This window comes from Citrobacter sp. 21OH12SH02A-Citro (genome assembly GCF_027919895.1).
Classification (GTDB): Bacteria; Pseudomonadota; Gammaproteobacteria; order Enterobacterales; family Enterobacteriaceae; genus Citrobacter; species Citrobacter braakii.
Window position 1 is genome coordinate 3,009,425 of the sequence record NZ_CP114801.1, and the last position, 17,118, is coordinate 3,026,542.

Here is a 17,118-nt window from a genome sequence, read left to right on the forward strand (position 1 = left end):
ACCCTCTGACGTCAGGATGATGTCGAGGCTTGGTCATGGCGTTTCACAGAAATACTCTCCTCTTAGTTGCTTTATTACCCGCATCCATCCAACTCGCCTGCGCCGAGATGGCCGTCCCGGCAGGTTTCGAAGATCTGGCGAAAACGCAGCGTCTGTGGATAGAGGTTAACCTCTATGGCGAATCGCTTGGCCTTTTTGAAACGGATATCACACTTGAATCGGTAAGTTTTGTCGCACCCGAAACCGTGGTCGCGGCTATCAAACGTCAGTTTAATGACGCTCCTGCCCTCGTCGCCACTGTGTCTGCAGCTCTCGCCGTTCCACTTGCCCGTAACGGCAACCTGGCGTGCAGCAGCAATGGCTCCGCAACGGGATGTGATTACATTGATACCCATCGTGCGGCCATTATCTATGATGAGAATAACGCGCGCATTAGCCTGTTTTTGGACAAGAAATTTCTGCCTAAACAGACCACAGAAAACCAGTGGTATCAGCCTACGCAGGGCACTGAGAATGCGTTGATCCATCAACAGAATATCAATTTTGTTGCCGACAGGGATTACCAGTCAGCCACTGTTCAGGGCAATGGCGCGCTGGCCATGACGCAGGACGGCTACTTTAATCTCGACTGGACCTGGCTGGGGCAGCGTTCAAGGCACCAGCAGCAACAAGAAATAACCGTCAACAATGCCTGGTTTCGCCAGGATATCTGGCGTCAGTACTATATTCAGTTAGGCGAGATGGATACCCGCGATCTGTTCAGTAATGCTGGTGGGAATATCAACCTCAGCCAACTGCCGCTGGGCAAAATTCGCGGCCTGCGCACAGGCTCGACAAGGGCATGGATCAATCCGGTTCAGCAGTCAAAGGGTACCCCCATCACCGTGCTGCTTTCCCATGATGCGCGTATTGACGCCCGCCGGGGCAATCAGCTGCTGGCCAGTTTTTATCTCAATGCCGGGGCTCAGACCCTGGACACGCGATCGTTCCCCGATGGGAGCTATACCGTGACGCTGTCCGTCTATGAAAATAACCGGCTGACACGTACCGAGCAGATACCGTTTACCCGCACCGGTATTACGCCGTTTGACCGCGTCGAGTGGTTCCTGCAGGCGGGCGAAACCGACAATAACAATCAAAACGATGAACGTAGCGCGGTCGCGCAGGCGGGTGTCCGCCTGCCTGTCACTCCAACGTTGGCACTCACCAGTGGCGCAGCGATAAAGAAAAACCAACGTTTTCTGGAAAATGCATTCGACTGGAGTCGTGGTTTCAATGCGGGTCCGATCGATGGCGTACTCTCGACCCGGTTTAGCTACCTTTACGGCAGCGAAGGACAACGCGGCAATATTCAGCAAATCAGCTATAACGACGGTTTTTCACTGAGCTTCTATCGCAACGCGTTATCAGCGGAAAACTGCAATACCCGAAGCGCGGGATATGACGCCGTAAATGGCTGTTATCGAAGCCTGTCGGTGATGTTCTCCGTCCCTGTCGGCACCTGGTACGCCAGCCTGGGATATTCGGATAACCGCAACGAAGGACGGTACGTTTCTCGTCGGGAACTCCCGGACAGTGACGATCGCCACGATGCAGGCTTGCCCTGGGAGTCGGTTTATATGACCCGCTCACGCACGCGGGCCTGGCAGGGTGGCTTGAGTACGGCTTTCAGCACGCGCGGTCTGAACATCAACAGCAGTATTAACCTTTTCATGCGTAACGATGACTCGCGCGAAGGCAGGGATAAAGGCGGCTACCTGAGCGTGAGTCTGTCAATGGCGCATAACCGTCAGGGCAATGCGACAAGCTATACCTCTCTGGGCGCGACATGGCAGCACCAGCAGCATGATAAAAACCAGCTGAGCTATAACGTGGCGCACAACTGGTATGCCGACGCACGTGGTGAAAATGAGTATGGACTGAGCGCATCAGGTATTAACAGCGATTCACTCAATACCTCTGCCTACACGCGTCAGGGCGGACGATATGGCAACGGGAGCCTGACAGTCAGCGATACCTGGGATCGTCAGGATCGGCGCCATACCCTGAGCAGCAGCGGCAATTACAACTCCACGCTTGCGCTGTCGCGCTCTGGTCTGTGGCTGGGCCGCTGGAGCGACGGACGTCCTGCTTCAGCCATCGCGGTTAACGTTGCCACACCGGAAGATTCCCAGGATCCGAGCATTGCCGTGTCGCTGGATAACGGCGGCAGTGCAGACATTCCAGGCAATAGCCGCGCCCTCTTCGCCGTGCCGGGCTATCAGCAGACTACGTTGACGATTAACGAATCGCTGGATGTCTCGCGGGGTGCCAGCAGTGAAATCACACAAGGTTCAGGCAGCAGAACGTTGTTTATGGTGCCAGGCAAACTGCTCCGCCGGGACGTGCAAACCACGACAAGCTACACCTGGCTCGGCCAGTTAACTGACGAGCAACATTCGCCGTTTATCGGCGGCGTGCCACTGAACGTTAACGGCTGGAGCGACCTTGGCAACGGCGGGTTTAGCGCTCAAAGCGACGCTCTGCTGCATAACCTCTACCTGGTGCGTCAGCAGCAGTTTTATCAGTGCGAGCTGAACGTAAAGAGTATGCGCGACGTCGTGCGTTACGTCGGGTCGATCCCTTGCCGGGAATTAACCTTCTCTGCCCTGCCGGATACTGTCCAGCAACAGGCTCAGCTGATGCTCGCCGGACGATCGGTACCAACGGGTCCAACTGCCATGAATGCAAACAACGTCACAAAAGGGAAATGATGTGAACAAGCACTTAATTATTTTACTTTTTTTAAGTCTGTGGGCGGGCCAGACCCAGGCAGCGGCCCCTGCCGGAAGAAACACCAGCGTCGATATCAGCTTCGATCGCATGGCCCCCCCCCGCGCGCTTTGATATCTGGGTTCATGAACCGAGCGGCTATGATGTCGCCGATCCGCAAAAATGGGGACGTAATACCCTGACGTGTCTGTCCCGTACCGACTCCGCAGTGGGCGCCTGCATGACCGCCCCGGTCTGGTTCACGGCGAACCCAGGGACACCTTATGCCATCAATTTACGTTTTACGCATGCCCTTACCAGCAAAACGGTGGATCTTAAGATTTATGGCGACCACTACATGTTTATCAATAATAAAGTTTTTACCTATGCCAGTTTTGTCACGGGAGGGACAAATATTGTTGCAAACTGGAACAGAGAACCTTACTTCGATTTCTATATCGTGAAAAGCGAGCTGGAAAAGCTCGCTCTGCCGGGTATCTGGACCGCAACGCTGAAGCAGAACCTGCGTGAATGGGATACTGCCAACTGCGGCGGGAACTTCAACGACGTCAATACCGGATGTCCAGGCTATCGCGCCATTGCTAGCTGGCAGGCCACGATACGCATTGAGGTTGTCGATCCGGGTAATCAGCAGATTTATCTGCCGGCATTTCCGCACTCAACGCCTGTCGTTAACCTCAACCTGACCAACTTCCCGGGGCGGCCGGGTGGCAGTGAAATCCAGGGTGAAAACACGCTGGATATGTGCCTGTACGACGGCAAAAACAGTACCAGCACCCGCACTTATCTTCGGTTTGAGGACGACGGACTCCCCTCAACGGACCGTGCGGAAGAGGCATTTTCAATCCGGCGACGCGGCGGAAGTCAGACCGATGCGCGGGATCGTCTCGACTATCAGGTTTTCGTCACTAATCCCGTCACGGGCGCAACCGAAACCATCGCCAACGGTAAAACCCTGGTCTGGCAAGGCACCAACGATCCGCAGCATCTGCGTCAGGTCGTCCTGCCCGGCGGACGTGAGAGCGTACTGTGCGTACCTGCCCCTATTGTTCTGAAAACTCCAGCGTTTGCAGCCAGCAGTAAAAACGCCGGGGATTACACCGGCACGCTACGCATCATCTACACACCCAGTACGTTATAAAGAGGCCGCCGTGAATTACGTCATTCTTGATAATAATCGTTTTTATGCCGAAGGGTTGCGCTACGCCCTTCTGCGCCGTAACGCTCACACTCAAGTTGAGAGTGGCGCGTTACAGTGGCACCGTTCGCTGTTGGCCTGCGACACCCTCGTTGTGCGTTGCCGCTTTTCCGTCGCGAGGACGCATCTGGCGCTGGTCGACATTCTGCTTCAACTGGAGGCCAGGCGCTGGGAGGGAACGGTTTATCTGGTGTGCAATGAAAAAGGCTGGGCACTGGCCACGCATTTACGAAAGCGTTTTGCCACGCTGACCTTACATATCATTGATGACAGAATTGCCGTCGTGGATGCGGCGTATCTGCTTGCTAAAGAGCCCCGTCGGGTACGCAGTCTGAATTGCTGCCTGACTGGCATGGAGTTCAATGTTCTCGACAGGCTGGTTAACGGTCAATCGGTAAAACATGTTGCGCAAATGACGCAGATTAGCGAAAAACAGGTTTCGACGTATAAATGCAACGCGCTGAAGAAGCTTAATGCCAACAATCTGCTACAGCTACTTCTGTAGGTCGAGGTTTCTCACGCCGCCCCTTATTTGCTAAACTAAGGGCGGTTTTTACTTTATCGACAGAGCACTATGTTCATTTTTGCAGGCCATGAAATTGAGACCGATAGCGAAGGCTATCTGAAAGACACCACGCAATGGAGCGAGCCGCTGGCGGAGAAAATCGCCGAAAACGAAGGTATCGTTCTCTCCCCCGAACACTGGGAAGTGGTGCGTTTCGTTCGCGAGTTTTATCTGGAGTTTAATACCTCCCCCGCAATCCGCATGCTGGTAAAAGCGATGGCCAACAAGTTTGGCGAAGAAAAAGGCAACAGCCGTTATCTCTATCGCCTGTTTCCGAAAGGCCCAGCTAAGCAGGCAACTAAAATTGCCGGCCTGCCGAAACCGGTGAAATGTATTTAATAGCGGATACTAAATCCCTTTAGCTCGTCGCCAGGGCGGTGCGGTTCGCTGAGAACCCGATCAACCCTGGCGCTGCGCGGTCCCCCGGCTTTCAACCACTTCATCAGTTGTTCCACCCGCTCGCTTTCGCCACAGGCGACAACTTCTACGCTGCCGTCATCCATATTCTTCGCATAGCCGGTCAACCCCAGCCGTTGCGCTTCATGCTGGGTGGTGTAGCGAAATCCTACCCCCTGAACCCGGCCATAGACCCAGGCGATGATGCAGACTTTCGACATTGCGGTTCTCCTTATCAACATAAATGAAAGAACAGGTACCGATGGACAGATGACCGGCAATCTCCTGATCTGTCCATAGATTAGCAGGGGATAACAGAATAAGTTGTCGCACCTGTTCAGTGAGATTAAACCGTCGCTCGATAAGCAGAGGTCCCGCCATACCATCATGCAGTAGCGCCAGACGCTGATGATTGACCTCATCATCTGTGCTACTCTACGCGCCATTTTATTTTAATGGTTTCAGGTTGGTACTTTCATCCAACCCGCGTCACTGTTTGTGAGAGGTTGCTCCGCATGACTGAATCTACAATTCCACATTATCCTCGTTTAGTGTTAGCCAAGGGACGCGAAAAATCATTACTTCGCCGCCATCCATGGGTATTTTCCGGTGCTGTCGCACGTATGGAAGGTAAAGCCAACCTCGGTGAAACCGTTGATATTGTTGACCACCAGGGGAAATGGTTAGCGCGCGGTGCGTTTTCTCCGGCGTCGCAGATCCGTGCGCGCGTCTGGACCTTCGATAAGTCTGAATCCATCGACATTGATTTCTTTACCCGTCGTCTGCAGAAGGCGCAGACATGGCGTGACTGGCTGGCGAAAAAGGACGGTCTGGACAGCTACCGTCTGATCGCCGGAGAATCCGACGGCCTGCCAGGTGTCACTATTGACCGCTTCGGCAACTTCCTGGTATTACAGTTGCTCAGCGCGGGTGCTGAATACCAACGCGCCGCGCTGATTAGTGCTCTGCAAATTGTTTTCCCGGACTGCGCTATTTATGACCGTAGCGATGTGGCCGTGCGTAAAAAAGAAGGTATGGCGCTGACCCAAGGGCCCGTCACGGGCGAACTGCCGCCTGCTCTGCTGCCTATCGAAGAACACGGGATGAAGCTGCTGGTTGATATTCAGCACGGTCACAAAACCGGCTATTACCTCGATCAACGCGATAGCCGCCTGGCGACGCGTCGTTATGTGGAAAACCAGCGTGTCCTGAACTGTTTCTCCTATACCGGCGGCTTTGCGGTCTCAGCATTAATGGGCGGATGCCGTCAGGTGGTCAGCGTCGACACCTCTCAGGAAGCACTCGATATTGCCCGCCAGAACGTGGAACTGAACAAGCTGGATCTGAGTAAAGCCGAGTTCGTGCGAGATGATGTGTTCAAACTGCTGCGCGCCTATCGCGATCGCGGTGAGAAATTTGATGTCATCGTGATGGATCCGCCGAAATTTGTCGAAAACAAAAGCCAGTTGATGGGCGCCTGCCGCGGTTATAAGGACATCAATATGCTGGCTATTCAGTTGCTGAACCCAGGCGGCGTACTGCTAACATTTTCCTGCTCCGGGCTGATGACGACCGATTTATTTCAGAAAATCATCGCTGATGCCGCAATAGATGCTGGTCGTGATGTACAATTTATAGAGCAGTTCCGTCAGGCCGCCGATCATCCGGTGATCGCTACCTACCCGGAAGGGCTGTATCTGAAAGGGTTTGCCTGTCGCATCATGTAACTTGAAAAGTGGAATATTACCCTTACATAGAGGGTATCTATTTCCCGGGAGGTGACTATGATTGCCAGCAAATTCGGTATCGGCCAGCAGGTCCGCCATTCCCTGTTAGGTTACCTCGGAGTGGTCGTGGATATCGACCCGGAATATTCGCTTGATGAGCCGTCAGCCGATGAGTTGGCGGTTAACAGCGAACTTCGCGCCGCTCCCTGGTATCACGTGGTGATGGAAGACGATAATGGTCTGCCAGTGCATACGTATCTGGCCGAAGCGCAACTGAGTAGCGAGCTACAGGAAGAACATCCGGAGCAACCATCAATGGATGAACTGGCGCGCACAATCCGTAAACAGCTTCAGGCTCCGCGCCTGCGTAATTGATACTAACACAGGCCCGATGGCGCTTCGCTTATCGGGTCTGTGCGTTTCATCCGGCGACAGTCAAACTTTACTTCGCCAGTCCCAGTCGCGGGATCTCAATCGCCGGGCAACGATCCATCACCACCGTCAGCCCCGCATCACGCGCCAGCACGGCCGCCTGCTCGTTAATTACGCCAAGCTGCATCCATAGTGTCTTCGCGCCAATGGCGATAGCCTCCTGAGCGACGCCCCACGCCGCTTCAGAATTACGGAAGACATCGACCATATCCACTTTCTCTGGCACATCCGCCAGCGTTGCATAGCCCTGCTGCCCCAGCAGCATTTTCCCGGCAACCTTCGGTGAAACCGGAATAACGTGATAGCCCTGATCGAGTAAATACTTCATCACGCGATAGCTTGGACGATCGGGTTTATCGCTTGCGCCAACCAGTGCAATCGTACGGGTAGATGTCAAAATGCCAGCAATATCGGTCTCTTTCATCGTGTTCCTCCAGGCTGTTTAACAAAGTGTACGACAAACCTGCCCCCGCAACCATTCATCCCATACTGGCGTATGAGAGCTAAACTCAAAAATATGTCTATATGTTAGTAAACGTGATTATCGAAAAATTTAGATACATGTTTGCAGCTATTTTCTGGACAGGAGAAACCTATGAAAGCCGGCATTGTGACAGCCTTAATTGCCCTGTGTTTGCCGGTAACCGTTTTTGCTACCTCATTACGCCTGTCTAATGATATTGACCTTTTGGTGCTGGACGGAAAAAAAGTCTCCAGCTCATTACTGCGTGGCGCCGACAGTATCGAGCTGGAAAATGGTCGCCACCAGCTCGTATTTCGCGTAGAAAAAACCATTCGCTTGTCCAGCCACGAAGAACGTCTGTATATTTCGCCTCCGCTGGTCATCAGCTTTGATACGCAACTCGTCAGCCAGGTTAATTTTCACCTCCCACGTCTGAACAATGAGCGGGATACAGCGCATTTTGATGACGCTCCACGCGTGGAATTGCTGGATGGGGACTCCATGCCTATCCCCGTCAAGCTGGATATTCTGTCAATCACATCCACAGCGAAAATAGTGAATTATGAAATGGAAACTGAACGCTATAACAAAGCGGCTAAACATGCGTCATTACCGCAGTTTGCTACGATGATGGCCGATGACAGCTCGCTGCTTTCCGGGGTATCTGAACTGGATCGCGTGCCGCCTCAGTCGCAAACGCTGACCGAACAGCGCTTAAAATATTGGTACCAACAGGCAGACGCACAAACGCGAAGTAACTTTTTGCAATGGGCTCAGAAACAGCCTCCTTCATGACATTTATGTTCGCATACGCATTTTTTTTGTCTTTCTCTTGCAGCGTCAAGAGCTTCCAGTACTCTGTAACCAGGTTAACTTGGGAGCTGTACTATGGAATTAACAACTCGCACATTGCCAGCGCGTAAGCATATTGCGCTGGTTGCACACGATCACTGTAAAAAGATGTTGATGAGCTGGGTGGAACGCCACCAGCCGTTGCTGGAAAAGCACGTTCTGTACGCCACGGGAACAACGGGAAACTTAATCCAACGCGCAACGGGAATGGACGTCAACGCCATGCTGAGCGGTCCGATGGGGGGTGACCAGCAGGTGGGTGCGCTGATTTCAGAAGGGAAAATTGATGTGCTGATTTTCTTCTGGGATCCGCTGAACGCCGTACCTCACGATCCTGATGTCAAAGCCCTGCTGCGTCTGGCGACGGTATGGAACATTCCGGTTGCCACCAACGTGTCGACCGCCGATTTTATTATCCAGTCGCCAAACTTTAACGATGCAACGGACATCTTGATCCCAGATTACGCCCGCTATCTGGCAGAGCGCCTCAAATAAACGCCGGGCAGGCGGCAATTGCCGCCTGCTATTCAGGGTTTTCTTGCTACCGGAACATCCAGTTGTTTAAGTTCATCAACAAAGCACGACGGTGTTTCTTTATTAAACAGCAGCCATACCCGATGCCGTGCACGCGTTAGCGCCACATACAGCAAGCGTCTCTCTTCAGCATCCGGGAAATCCTCCACCGCCGGAAGCAACGCCTCTTCCATAATCGACTCGCGGGCCGGGGCGGGAAAACCGTCATTCCCATCATGAAGCCCCACAACAATAACGTAATCTGCCTGCTGTCCTTTACTGGCATGGATAGTCATGAAATCCAGCTGTAGCTTAGGCCAGCGGGTAGCTGCTTTCTCCAGACTGACAGGTTTCAGATGATGGTATCGCGCCAGCACCAGAATTCTCTCTTCTGCCTTCACAAATCCCGACAGCTTATCCAGTAGCAGATCCAGCTGGCTTTCATCGAGCAACGTGACGGCTTTTTTATCGCCTGCCATCAGACTGTTGAGCGGTTTCGTAAGCTGATGAGGGTTTTGCTGGATAAACTGGTTTGCGACTTCACCAATGCGGCTATTAAAACGGTAAGTCGTATCCAGATTACAACGGTCGCCCTCGCCGAAGTTTTGCTGGAATGCGGTGGTCAACGAAAGCTGTGCTCCGCTGAACCGGTAAATTGCCTGCCAGTCATCCCCTACGGCAAACAGCGTAGTCTGTGAGTTTTGCTTGCGCAGTGCGGCTAACAGGGCGGCACGCTGAGGAGAAATGTCCTGAAATTCGTCGACCAGAATGTGTTTCCACGGACTGATAAACCGGCCTTTTTCCAGAATGACAATGGCCTGATGAATCAACCCGGAAAAATCGACGGCATTCTCATCCTTCAGGGCGCCCTTCCAGGCCTTGAGCAGGGGAGACATCAGCTTAATGCGTTTACTGAAAAGATCGCGAATCTCCTCCGGAGCATTGGCGATCATCTCAGCCTGCGCTCCGCCATGCATTCGCATCAGGCTAACCCAACGATCCAGCCGGGAAGCCAGCCGGCGCTGTAATTTTTCGTCATCCCAGAAGTTACCTTCGGGTACAGACCACTGCATCTCTTCTTCTAACCATTGCCGCCAGCCTTTGGCCTGTGCTTTTTTCTCACTGCACTGCTGACGCCAGGTCGTGATAAAAAGTTTGCTGCGCGCGGCAACATCATTTTCCAGCTTGCTAACCGTCGGGACTTTTTTGCTCCCCTGAGAAATAATGTGCAACGCCAGTGAATGAAACGTCCTCGCGGTGATCTCTTCCGTATGCAGACGTTCACGGATGCGATCGTCCATCTCCTGGGCCGCTTTGCGTCCAAACGCCAGCAGCAGGATTTGTTCGGCCGCCGCTTCCCCTCGCGCAAGTAGCCAGCCCGCACGGGCGACCAATACGGATGTTTTGCCGCTTCCGGCCCCCGCAAGAACCAGTAATGATTGTTCGCCGTTCACCACCGCCCGCGCCTGGGCCGGATTCAGCGGCGAGGACTCAATTTGCTGGAAAAATTCGGCATGTTCTTCCAGCATGGCATCGGTATACGCCTGGTTGTGCTGTAAGCGACAAGCTTCAATGTCCTTCAACCATGCCTGGCATTGACGTAACGCCTCACGGCAATTTTCAAATTCTTCCAGCCGGTTGATCGGGAGCGGCAATGCGGCAAAGGCGCGGCGGATCTGCTGCTGTAGCCCTGACGTCTGTTCGCGCGTCAGCCATTTATTCTCACTGGTACGGGTGGCGATCGCCTCCAACTGCTGCTGTAAAACTCCCGCAGCGACGTCGCTCATTTCCTGACTCCACTGCTGCCAGAGCGAATTCAAATGGTGATGGAAGCGCTGGGTTTCTGCCCATTCAGTACCGTGAAGACGTACCACCTTATCATCCGGGAGCACAAACTCCAGCTCACCCCATACCAGGCCGCGTTTACAATGAATAGCCAGTAACTGATTGAAGGGAATAAGATACTCGTGACGATCGCCGGAAACCTTAATCCCGGCATTGAGAATAACGGCCCGATCGTAAGGGTGTTGTGCCAGACGTTTTCCAAGAGAAGTTGCTTTCAGTTCCATAAGACTCAAGCGGATCCACACGAAGAGGTTTGCTTATCAGTGTAACCGCCAGAGAAAACGTGCTCCAGCCCAAAAAAACGTTACAATTGCCGAACTCACAGAAAACCAGAGTTAACCGAGGGTTTATGCGTACTGTTCTGAATATTTTAAATTTTGTGCTCGGGGGATTCGCCACCACCTTAGCCTGGTTACTGGCTACGCTGGTCAGTATTGTGCTGATTTTTACTCTCCCCCTGACCCGCTCATGCTGGGAAATTACCCGACTCTCGCTGTTTCCCTACGGTAACGAAGCGATTCATGTCGATGAGCTTAATCCAGCGGGCAAAAACGTCCTGTTGAATACCGGAGGCACCGTGCTCAATATTTTCTGGCTGATTTTCTTCGGCTGGTGGTTGTGCCTGATGCACATTGTCTCCGGTATTGCCCAGTGCATTACGATTATTGGTATCCCGGTTGGCATTGCGAATTTCAAAATCGCGGCGATTGCACTGTGGCCGGTGGGTCGCCGGGTAGTGTCAGTTGAAGTTGCTCGCGCAGCGCGTGAAGCCAACGCACGTCGTCGCTTCGAATAATCAGGACCGATGGCCTTTATGTTAAGTCCTCTGCTCAAACGCTATACCTGGAACAGCACTTGGCTGTACTACGTGCGGATTTTTATCGCGCTTTGCGGCACAACAGCGCTGCCCTGGTGGCTGGGTGACGTTAAGCTGACCATCCCGCTCACGCTGGGTATGGTCGCAGCCGCGCTTACTGACCTGGACGATCGTCTTGCAGGTCGCCTGCGCAATTTGATCATCACGCTGGTGTGCTTTTTCATTGCCTCGGCCTCGGTCGAACTGCTCTTCCCATGGCCATGGCTGTTTGCCCTTGGGTTAACGCTCTCCACCAGCGGCTTTATACTGCTGGGGGGATTAGGGCAGCGCTATGCAACCATCGCCTTTGGCGCGTTGCTGATCGCCATTTACACGATGCTCGGCACCTCGCTTTACGATCAGTGGTATCAGCAGCCAATCCTGCTGCTCGCGGGCGCCATTTGGTACAACCTGTTAACCCTGACCGGACATCTTCTGTTCCCTATTCGCCCGTTGCAGGACAATCTGGCGCGTAGCTATGAACAGTTAGCGCACTATCTGGAACTGAAATCGCGTCTTTTTGATCCCGACATAGAAGATGAAAGCCAGGCGCCGCTGTATGATTTGGCTCTTGCGAATGGGCAACTGATGGCGACCCTAAACCAGACAAAGGTGTCACTGCTGACCCGCCTGCGCGGCGACCGCGGACAGCGAGGAACACGTCGCACGCTACATTACTATTTTGTGGCGCAGGATATTCACGAACGCGCAAGCTCCTCGCATATTCAGTACCAAACGCTTCGCGACCATTTCCGCCACAGCGACGTGATGTTCCGCTTCCAGCGCCTGATGTCGATGCAGGGGCAAGCGTGTTCGCAACTGTCTCGCTGTATTTTATTACGCACGCCTTATCAGCACGATCCGCACTTTGAGCGCGTCTTCACTCATATTGATGCTGCACTTGAGCGCATGCGCGCGAGTGGTGAGCCTGCCGACCTGCTCAACACGTTGGGATTTTTGCTGTCAAACCTGCGGGCCATTGATGCCCAGTTGGCTACCATTGAGTCCGAACAGGCTCAGGTACTTTCGCGCAATGAGTCTGAAAATCAGCTTGCCGATGACAGCCCGCATGGGTTCAGTGATATCTGGTTGCGTCTGAGCCGTAATTTCACGCCTGAGTCCGCCCTGTTTCGTCATGCTGTTCGCATGTCGCTGGTGCTCTGCGTCGGCTATGCCATTATCCAGATAACCGGAATGAACCACGGGTACTGGATCCTGTTGACCAGTCTGTTTGTCTGCCAGCCAAACTACAACGCCACCCGACATCGTCTGGCACTTAGGATTATCGGCACATTAGTCGGGATCGCCATTGGGTTACCGATCCTGTGGTTTGTACCTTCTCTCGAAGGGCAATTGATACTTCTGGTGATCACCGGCGTGTTGTTTTTTGCCTTTCGTAACGTCCAGTACGCGCATGCCACCATGTTTATCACGCTGCTGGTGCTGCTGTGCTTTAACCTGCTCGGTGAAGGTTTTGAAGTTGCACTTCCGCGCGTCATCGATACGTTGATCGGCTGTGCCATCGCCTGGGCTGCTGTCAGCTTTATCTGGCCAGACTGGCGTTTTCGGAATCTGCCGCGAGTGATTGAACGGGCCACTGACGCTAACTGTCGTTATCTTGATGCTATTCTCGAACAATATCATCAGGGGCGTGATAATCGTCTGGCATACCGTATCGCCCGCCGTGACGCGCACAATCGTGATGCGGAACTTGCTTCGGTGGTGTCGAACATGTCGAGTGAACCGGATGTCACGGCCCAAACACGCGAAACGGCGTTCCGCTTGCTGTGTCTTAACCATACGTTTACCAGCTATATTTCCGCCCTCGGCGCACATCGCGAGCAGTTAACCAATCCTGACGTCCTGGCATTGCTGGATGATGCCGTCTGCTATGTAGATGATGCGCTTCACCATCAACCTGCTGATGAGCAGCGCGTATACCAGGCGCTGGAAGATCTGAAGCAGCGAATTCAGCATCTCGAGCCACGTCCGGACAGTAAAGAGCCGCTGGTCGTACAGCAAGTTGGGTTACTGATTGCCCTGCTCCCGGAGATTCGGCGATTACAGCAACAAATTGCTGTGCTGCCATCTAATACCCCGGTTCCGGCGTAAGAGAACTCACCCACTCCACCAGCTCCTGGCGACGCGTCGCCGGGAGCGCGGCTTCATGCACCCCGTCAACCGCTCCTTCAAGGGCATAGAGTATTTTTACCGTTAAGGCAGGGTTATTTTGCCGAAGTTTCAACCAGCACATCTGAGCTCCCAGCGATCGCAATGTCCCCTCATCCTTAATTCCTGCTTCATTTAGCAAGGTCTCCAGATGAAACGTCATATTCGGTAATTCCCGCAGGCGATGTTGTGCAAAGCGACTCTGTTTTTCCTTAACGGCTGCATCGAGTGAAAATTGTGATAGCGATACTAACTGCTGCTGGTTTTGCCACAGGGTATCGTTCACCTGGTAATAATTGAGTACAACCGGACGCCCGCGCTTGATAAATGTTAGCCAGACAGGAGAATTTTTTACACAGTACTGGGCGCTCTGCTCACAGGCGCGAAGATATAACTCACCGCTGGCAACCATGGCAAAGACCGTATCACCAACCGTCAGACTATAGCCGCCAAACAGTGAGCGGTAGTGAATTGTTCCCAGAGAAGCCAGATATTCTTGTGATTTATAGATTCTTGCATAAGACTTTTCTTTCATAAAAATCCTTTTAAATCATAACGTAAGCAAATAATTTGCAGTAGCAGATCCGTTAATGACGAAAATAGGCAACTTATGCGTATGGGGCAAGATGAATTTTATTTTTCCCGTGATGATGACTAAAAATTGCGAACCTGTTTCCGAAAATTAGGTTGATCTTTATTGATGGCGGGGTTACTGTATATCCATACAGTAACTCACAGGGCTGGATTGATTATGTACACTTCAGGTTATGCAAATCGTTCTTCGTCGTTCTCTTCCGCATCGAGCAGCATTGCGCGCGTTTCAGCAGAGAACGCTACCGCTGGGCTTATCAGTGAAGTGGTCTATCGCGAGGACCAGCCCATGATGACGCAGCTCCTGCTGCTTCCCCTGCTGCAACAGTTAGGGCAACAATCACGCTGGCAGCTGTGGCTGACGCCTCAGCAAAAATTAAGCCGTGAGTGGGTGCAGTCGGCCGGGCTTCCATTGACCAAAGTCATGCAAATCAGCCAGCTCTCCCCCTGCAATACGCTGGAATCGATGGTTCGTGCGCTGCGCACGGGTAACTACAGCGTCGTCATCGGCTGGTTGACAGAAGAATTAACCGAAGATGAACATGCCGAGCTGGTAAAAGCGGCAGATGAAGGTAATGCGATGGGATTTATCATGCGTCCTGTTCGCGCTCAGACACTTGCGGGGAGACAGCATTCCGGGCTAAAAATTCACTCGAATTTGTATCATTGAGTAAAATTAGGAATTATCCTGGAATTTTTTTTCATGTTTTAATTTGCCATTGAGCTGTAACGCGTTTTCCGGCTGAAGGCCTGTCTGAAGCGGTTTTCAGGAAATCCTCAGTACATTTATTCATCTATAAATGTTAAATAATGTGTACACAAGCCTTTTTTTTTCATATGCCTGACGGACTTCACACTTGTAAGTTTTCAACTACGTTGTAGACTTTACATCGCCAGGGGTGCTCGGCATAAGCCGCAGATATCGGTAGAGTAACTATTGAACTGGTCCCCGGGTGAAGGATTTAACCGTGTTATCTCTCTTCGGAGATATTCATGGCGAATTTTGGATGATAACGAGGCGCAAAAAATGAAAAAGACAGCTATCGCAATTGCAGTGGCACTGGCTGGTTTCGCTACCGTGGCGCAGGCCGCTCCGAAAGATAACACCTGGTACACTGGTGCTAAACTGGGCTGGTCTCAGTACCATGATATTGGCAACAACCAGATCAACAACTCCGGTCCTACCCACGAAAGCCAACTGGGTGCTGGTGCATTCGGTGGTTACCAGGTTAACCCGTACGTTGGTTTCGAAATGGGTTACGACTGGTTAGGTCGTATGCCGTACAAAGGCGCCACCGATGCTACCCACAATAATGGCGCTTTCAAAGCTCAGGGCGTTCAGCTGACCGCTAAACTGGGTTACCCAATCACTGACGATCTGGACGTTTATACCCGTCTGGGTGGTATGGTTTGGCGTGCAGACGCTAAAAACAACGAAGGCTTCAAAGACCACGACACTGGTGTTTCCCCAGTATTCGCAGGTGGCGTAGAGTATGCAATTACTCCTGAAATCGCTACCCGTCTGGAATACCAGTGGACCAACAACATCGGTGACGCGAACACCGTTGGCGGTCGTCCGGATAACGGTCTGTTGAGCGTTGGTGTTTCCTACCGTTTCGGTCAGCAGGAAGAAGCAGCTCCAGTAGTTGTTGCTCCGGCTCCGGCTCCAGAAGTACAGACCAAACACTTCACTCTGAAGTCTGACGTTCTGTTCAACTTCAACAAAGCAACTCTGAAACCAGAAGGCCAGCAGGCTCTGGATCAGATGTACAGCCAACTGAGCAACCTGGATCCGAAAGACGGTTCCGTAGTGGTTCTGGGCTTCACTGACCGCATCGGTTCTGACGCTTACAACCAGGGTCTGTCCGAGAAACGTGCTCAGTCCGTTGTTGATTACCTGATCTCTAAAGGTATTCCTTCTGACAAAATCTCTGCACGTGGCATGGGCGAATCCAACCCAGTTACTGGCAATACCTGTGACAACGTGAAAGCTCGCGCTGCACTGATCGACTGCCTGGCTCCGGATCGTCGTGTTGAGATCGAAGTTAAAGGTATCAAAGACGTTGTAACTCAGCCTCAGGCTTAAGTTATCGTCTTATGAAAAAACCCCGCTTTGCGGGGTTTTTTTTTCACTTTTTATCAATCAAAGCACGCCTGTACACAACACATTTAGCCATTCTGTGGTTATTCTTTTCCCAGCAGCGCCTGTAAATCCTGCTTCAATGTCGACATTTTATTCGCGTACTTCTCTTTATGCTCTGCGTCTTCAATCAGTTGCACAATGGTTTCAGAAAGCGTTTTGCCGCGCCGCTGCGCAAGCCCCGCTAAGCGCTGCCAGACCATAAATTCCAGATCGATAGATTTCTTTCGCGTATGCTGATGCTCCGCGTTAAAGTGCCGCTTACGCCTCGCCCGTATGGTTTGTTTCATACGATTTAGCAGCGCAGAGTTCATGTGTTCTTCAATCCAGGTATTGACCCGAACCGGTTCATTTTCGAGGGTTAGCAACAAATCAACGGCTTCTTCGGCAGCGCTGGCCTCTACGTAACGGGTGATTAATTCCCCCTCACGATGCTTCTTCACCAGATACTTCCATTTCCAGCCGCTTTCAAGGTTTTCAAGTTGTTGATATTTCATTGCGATCTCAATGTTACCGTGTAACTCTTATCAGAATATCAGCTTTTTCGGCATCTGAAGAAAAGAATATCCAGCCTGTGAACTGTCGCGCGTCATCGCATT

The 17,118-nt window shown here is 52.4% G+C and carries 16 protein-coding genes and 2 pseudogenes; 12 read left to right on the plus strand and 6 right to left on the minus strand.

From position 1 onward, the window contains the following. Positions 1-35 precede the first annotated feature (35 nt). The 4 genes and pseudogenes from O6D90_RS14730 (at position 36) to tusE (ending at position 4,874) form a co-directional block, all read left to right on the plus strand. Positions 36-2,753, plus strand: a complete 2,718-nt coding sequence (locus tag O6D90_RS14730) for a TcfC E-set like domain-containing protein (RefSeq protein WP_016156142.1) — start codon at positions 36-38, stop codon at positions 2,751-2,753. A gap of 1 nt (position 2,754) precedes the next feature. Continuing rightward, positions 2,755-3,913: pseudogene (locus O6D90_RS14735) on the plus strand (CfaE/CblD family pilus tip adhesin). 10 nt (positions 3,914-3,923) lie between these two features. After that, the gene (locus O6D90_RS14740) at positions 3,924-4,475 is read left to right on the plus strand and encodes a LuxR C-terminal-related transcriptional regulator (RefSeq protein WP_016156140.1); all 552 of its coding nucleotides are present in this window, start codon (positions 3,924-3,926) and stop codon (positions 4,473-4,475) included. A gap of 69 nt (positions 4,476-4,544) precedes the next feature. Further along, positions 4,545-4,874 (plus strand): sulfurtransferase TusE, encoded by a 330-nt coding sequence (gene tusE / locus O6D90_RS14745; RefSeq protein WP_016152493.1) that lies wholly within the window; start codon positions 4,545-4,547, stop codon positions 4,872-4,874. On the opposite strand, the gene yccX is transcribed toward tusE, so the two are convergent. Both yccX and O6D90_RS14755 read right to left on the minus strand, forming a co-directional pair. Beyond that, complete coding sequence (yccX, locus tag O6D90_RS14750; protein WP_016152492.1) at positions 4,871-5,152, minus strand: acylphosphatase; 282 nt, start codon at positions 5,150-5,152, stop codon at positions 4,871-4,873. The genes tusE and yccX overlap by 4 nt on opposite strands. A gap of 34 nt (positions 5,153-5,186) precedes the next feature. Next, positions 5,187-5,333, minus strand: a pseudogene (locus tag O6D90_RS14755) (AraC family transcriptional regulator); the annotation flags it as partial. A 113-nt stretch (positions 5,334-5,446) separates the two neighbouring features. On the opposite strand from O6D90_RS14755, the gene rlmI reads away from it, so the two are divergent. Next, positions 5,447-6,658, plus strand: a complete 1,212-nt coding sequence (gene rlmI / locus O6D90_RS14760) for a 23S rRNA (cytosine(1962)-C(5))-methyltransferase RlmI (protein ID WP_016156139.1) — start codon at positions 5,447-5,449, stop codon at positions 6,656-6,658. Positions 6,659-6,715: 57 nt separating this feature from the next. Next, positions 6,716-7,033 (plus strand): heat shock protein HspQ, encoded by a 318-nt coding sequence (gene hspQ, locus O6D90_RS14765; protein WP_016152490.1) that lies wholly within the window; start codon positions 6,716-6,718, stop codon positions 7,031-7,033. A gap of 67 nt (positions 7,034-7,100) precedes the next feature. On the opposite strand, the gene O6D90_RS14770 is transcribed toward hspQ, so the two are convergent. Continuing rightward, positions 7,101-7,514 (minus strand): CoA-binding protein, encoded by a 414-nt coding sequence (locus O6D90_RS14770; RefSeq protein ID WP_016152489.1) that lies wholly within the window; start codon positions 7,512-7,514, stop codon positions 7,101-7,103. Between the two features lie 171 nt (positions 7,515-7,685). Between O6D90_RS14770 and csgI the strand changes: the two genes are divergently transcribed. Continuing rightward, positions 7,686-8,348, plus strand: coding sequence for a curli synthesis inhibitor (gene csgI, locus O6D90_RS14775; RefSeq protein ID WP_016152488.1), 663 nt, complete (start codon positions 7,686-7,688; stop codon positions 8,346-8,348). A 93-nt stretch (positions 8,349-8,441) separates the two neighbouring features. Further along, positions 8,442-8,900, plus strand: a complete 459-nt coding sequence (mgsA, locus tag O6D90_RS14780; protein WP_016152487.1) for a methylglyoxal synthase — start codon at positions 8,442-8,444, stop codon at positions 8,898-8,900. Between the two features lie 32 nt (positions 8,901-8,932). Here mgsA and helD read toward each other — a convergent pair whose 3' ends face one another. Beyond that, positions 8,933-10,987: a DNA helicase IV gene (gene helD, locus O6D90_RS14785; protein WP_016156138.1), complete on the minus strand. Its 2,055-nt coding sequence runs from the start codon at positions 10,985-10,987 to the stop codon at positions 8,933-8,935. 125 nt (positions 10,988-11,112) lie between these two features. Here helD and O6D90_RS14790 point away from each other — a divergent pair, with 125 nt between their 5' ends. Together O6D90_RS14790 and yccS are read left to right on the plus strand one after the other, a co-directional pair. Beyond that, positions 11,113-11,559: a YccF domain-containing protein gene (locus O6D90_RS14790; RefSeq protein ID WP_016152485.1), complete on the plus strand. Its 447-nt coding sequence runs from the start codon at positions 11,113-11,115 to the stop codon at positions 11,557-11,559. A gap of 18 nt (positions 11,560-11,577) precedes the next feature. After that, positions 11,578-13,731 (plus strand): YccS family putative transporter, encoded by a 2,154-nt coding sequence (gene yccS / locus O6D90_RS14795; RefSeq protein ID WP_016152484.1) that lies wholly within the window; start codon positions 11,578-11,580, stop codon positions 13,729-13,731. On the opposite strand, the gene O6D90_RS14800 is transcribed toward yccS, so the two are convergent. Beyond that, positions 13,709-14,323: a TfoX/Sxy family DNA transformation protein gene (locus O6D90_RS14800; protein WP_016152483.1), complete on the minus strand. Its 615-nt coding sequence runs from the start codon at positions 14,321-14,323 to the stop codon at positions 13,709-13,711. The genes yccS and O6D90_RS14800 overlap by 23 nt on opposite strands. Before the next feature lie 216 nt (positions 14,324-14,539). Between O6D90_RS14800 and sulA the strand changes: the two genes are divergently transcribed. Next, positions 14,540-15,049, plus strand: coding sequence for an SOS-induced cell division inhibitor SulA (gene sulA / locus O6D90_RS14805; protein WP_032931135.1), 510 nt, complete (start codon positions 14,540-14,542; stop codon positions 15,047-15,049). A 357-nt stretch (positions 15,050-15,406) separates the two neighbouring features. Beyond that, positions 15,407-16,465 carry a porin OmpA gene (gene ompA / locus O6D90_RS14810; protein ID WP_016156137.1) on the plus strand — a complete coding sequence of 353 codons (1,059 nt, stop codon included), beginning with the start codon at positions 15,407-15,409 and terminating at the stop codon, positions 16,463-16,465. Positions 16,466-16,563: 98 nt separating this feature from the next. Here ompA and matP read toward each other — a convergent pair whose 3' ends face one another. Further along, the gene (matP, locus tag O6D90_RS14815; protein ID WP_016152480.1) at positions 16,564-17,016 is read right to left on the minus strand and encodes a macrodomain Ter protein MatP; all 453 of its coding nucleotides are present in this window, start codon (positions 17,014-17,016) and stop codon (positions 16,564-16,566) included. Between the last annotated feature and the right edge of the window lie 102 nt (positions 17,017-17,118).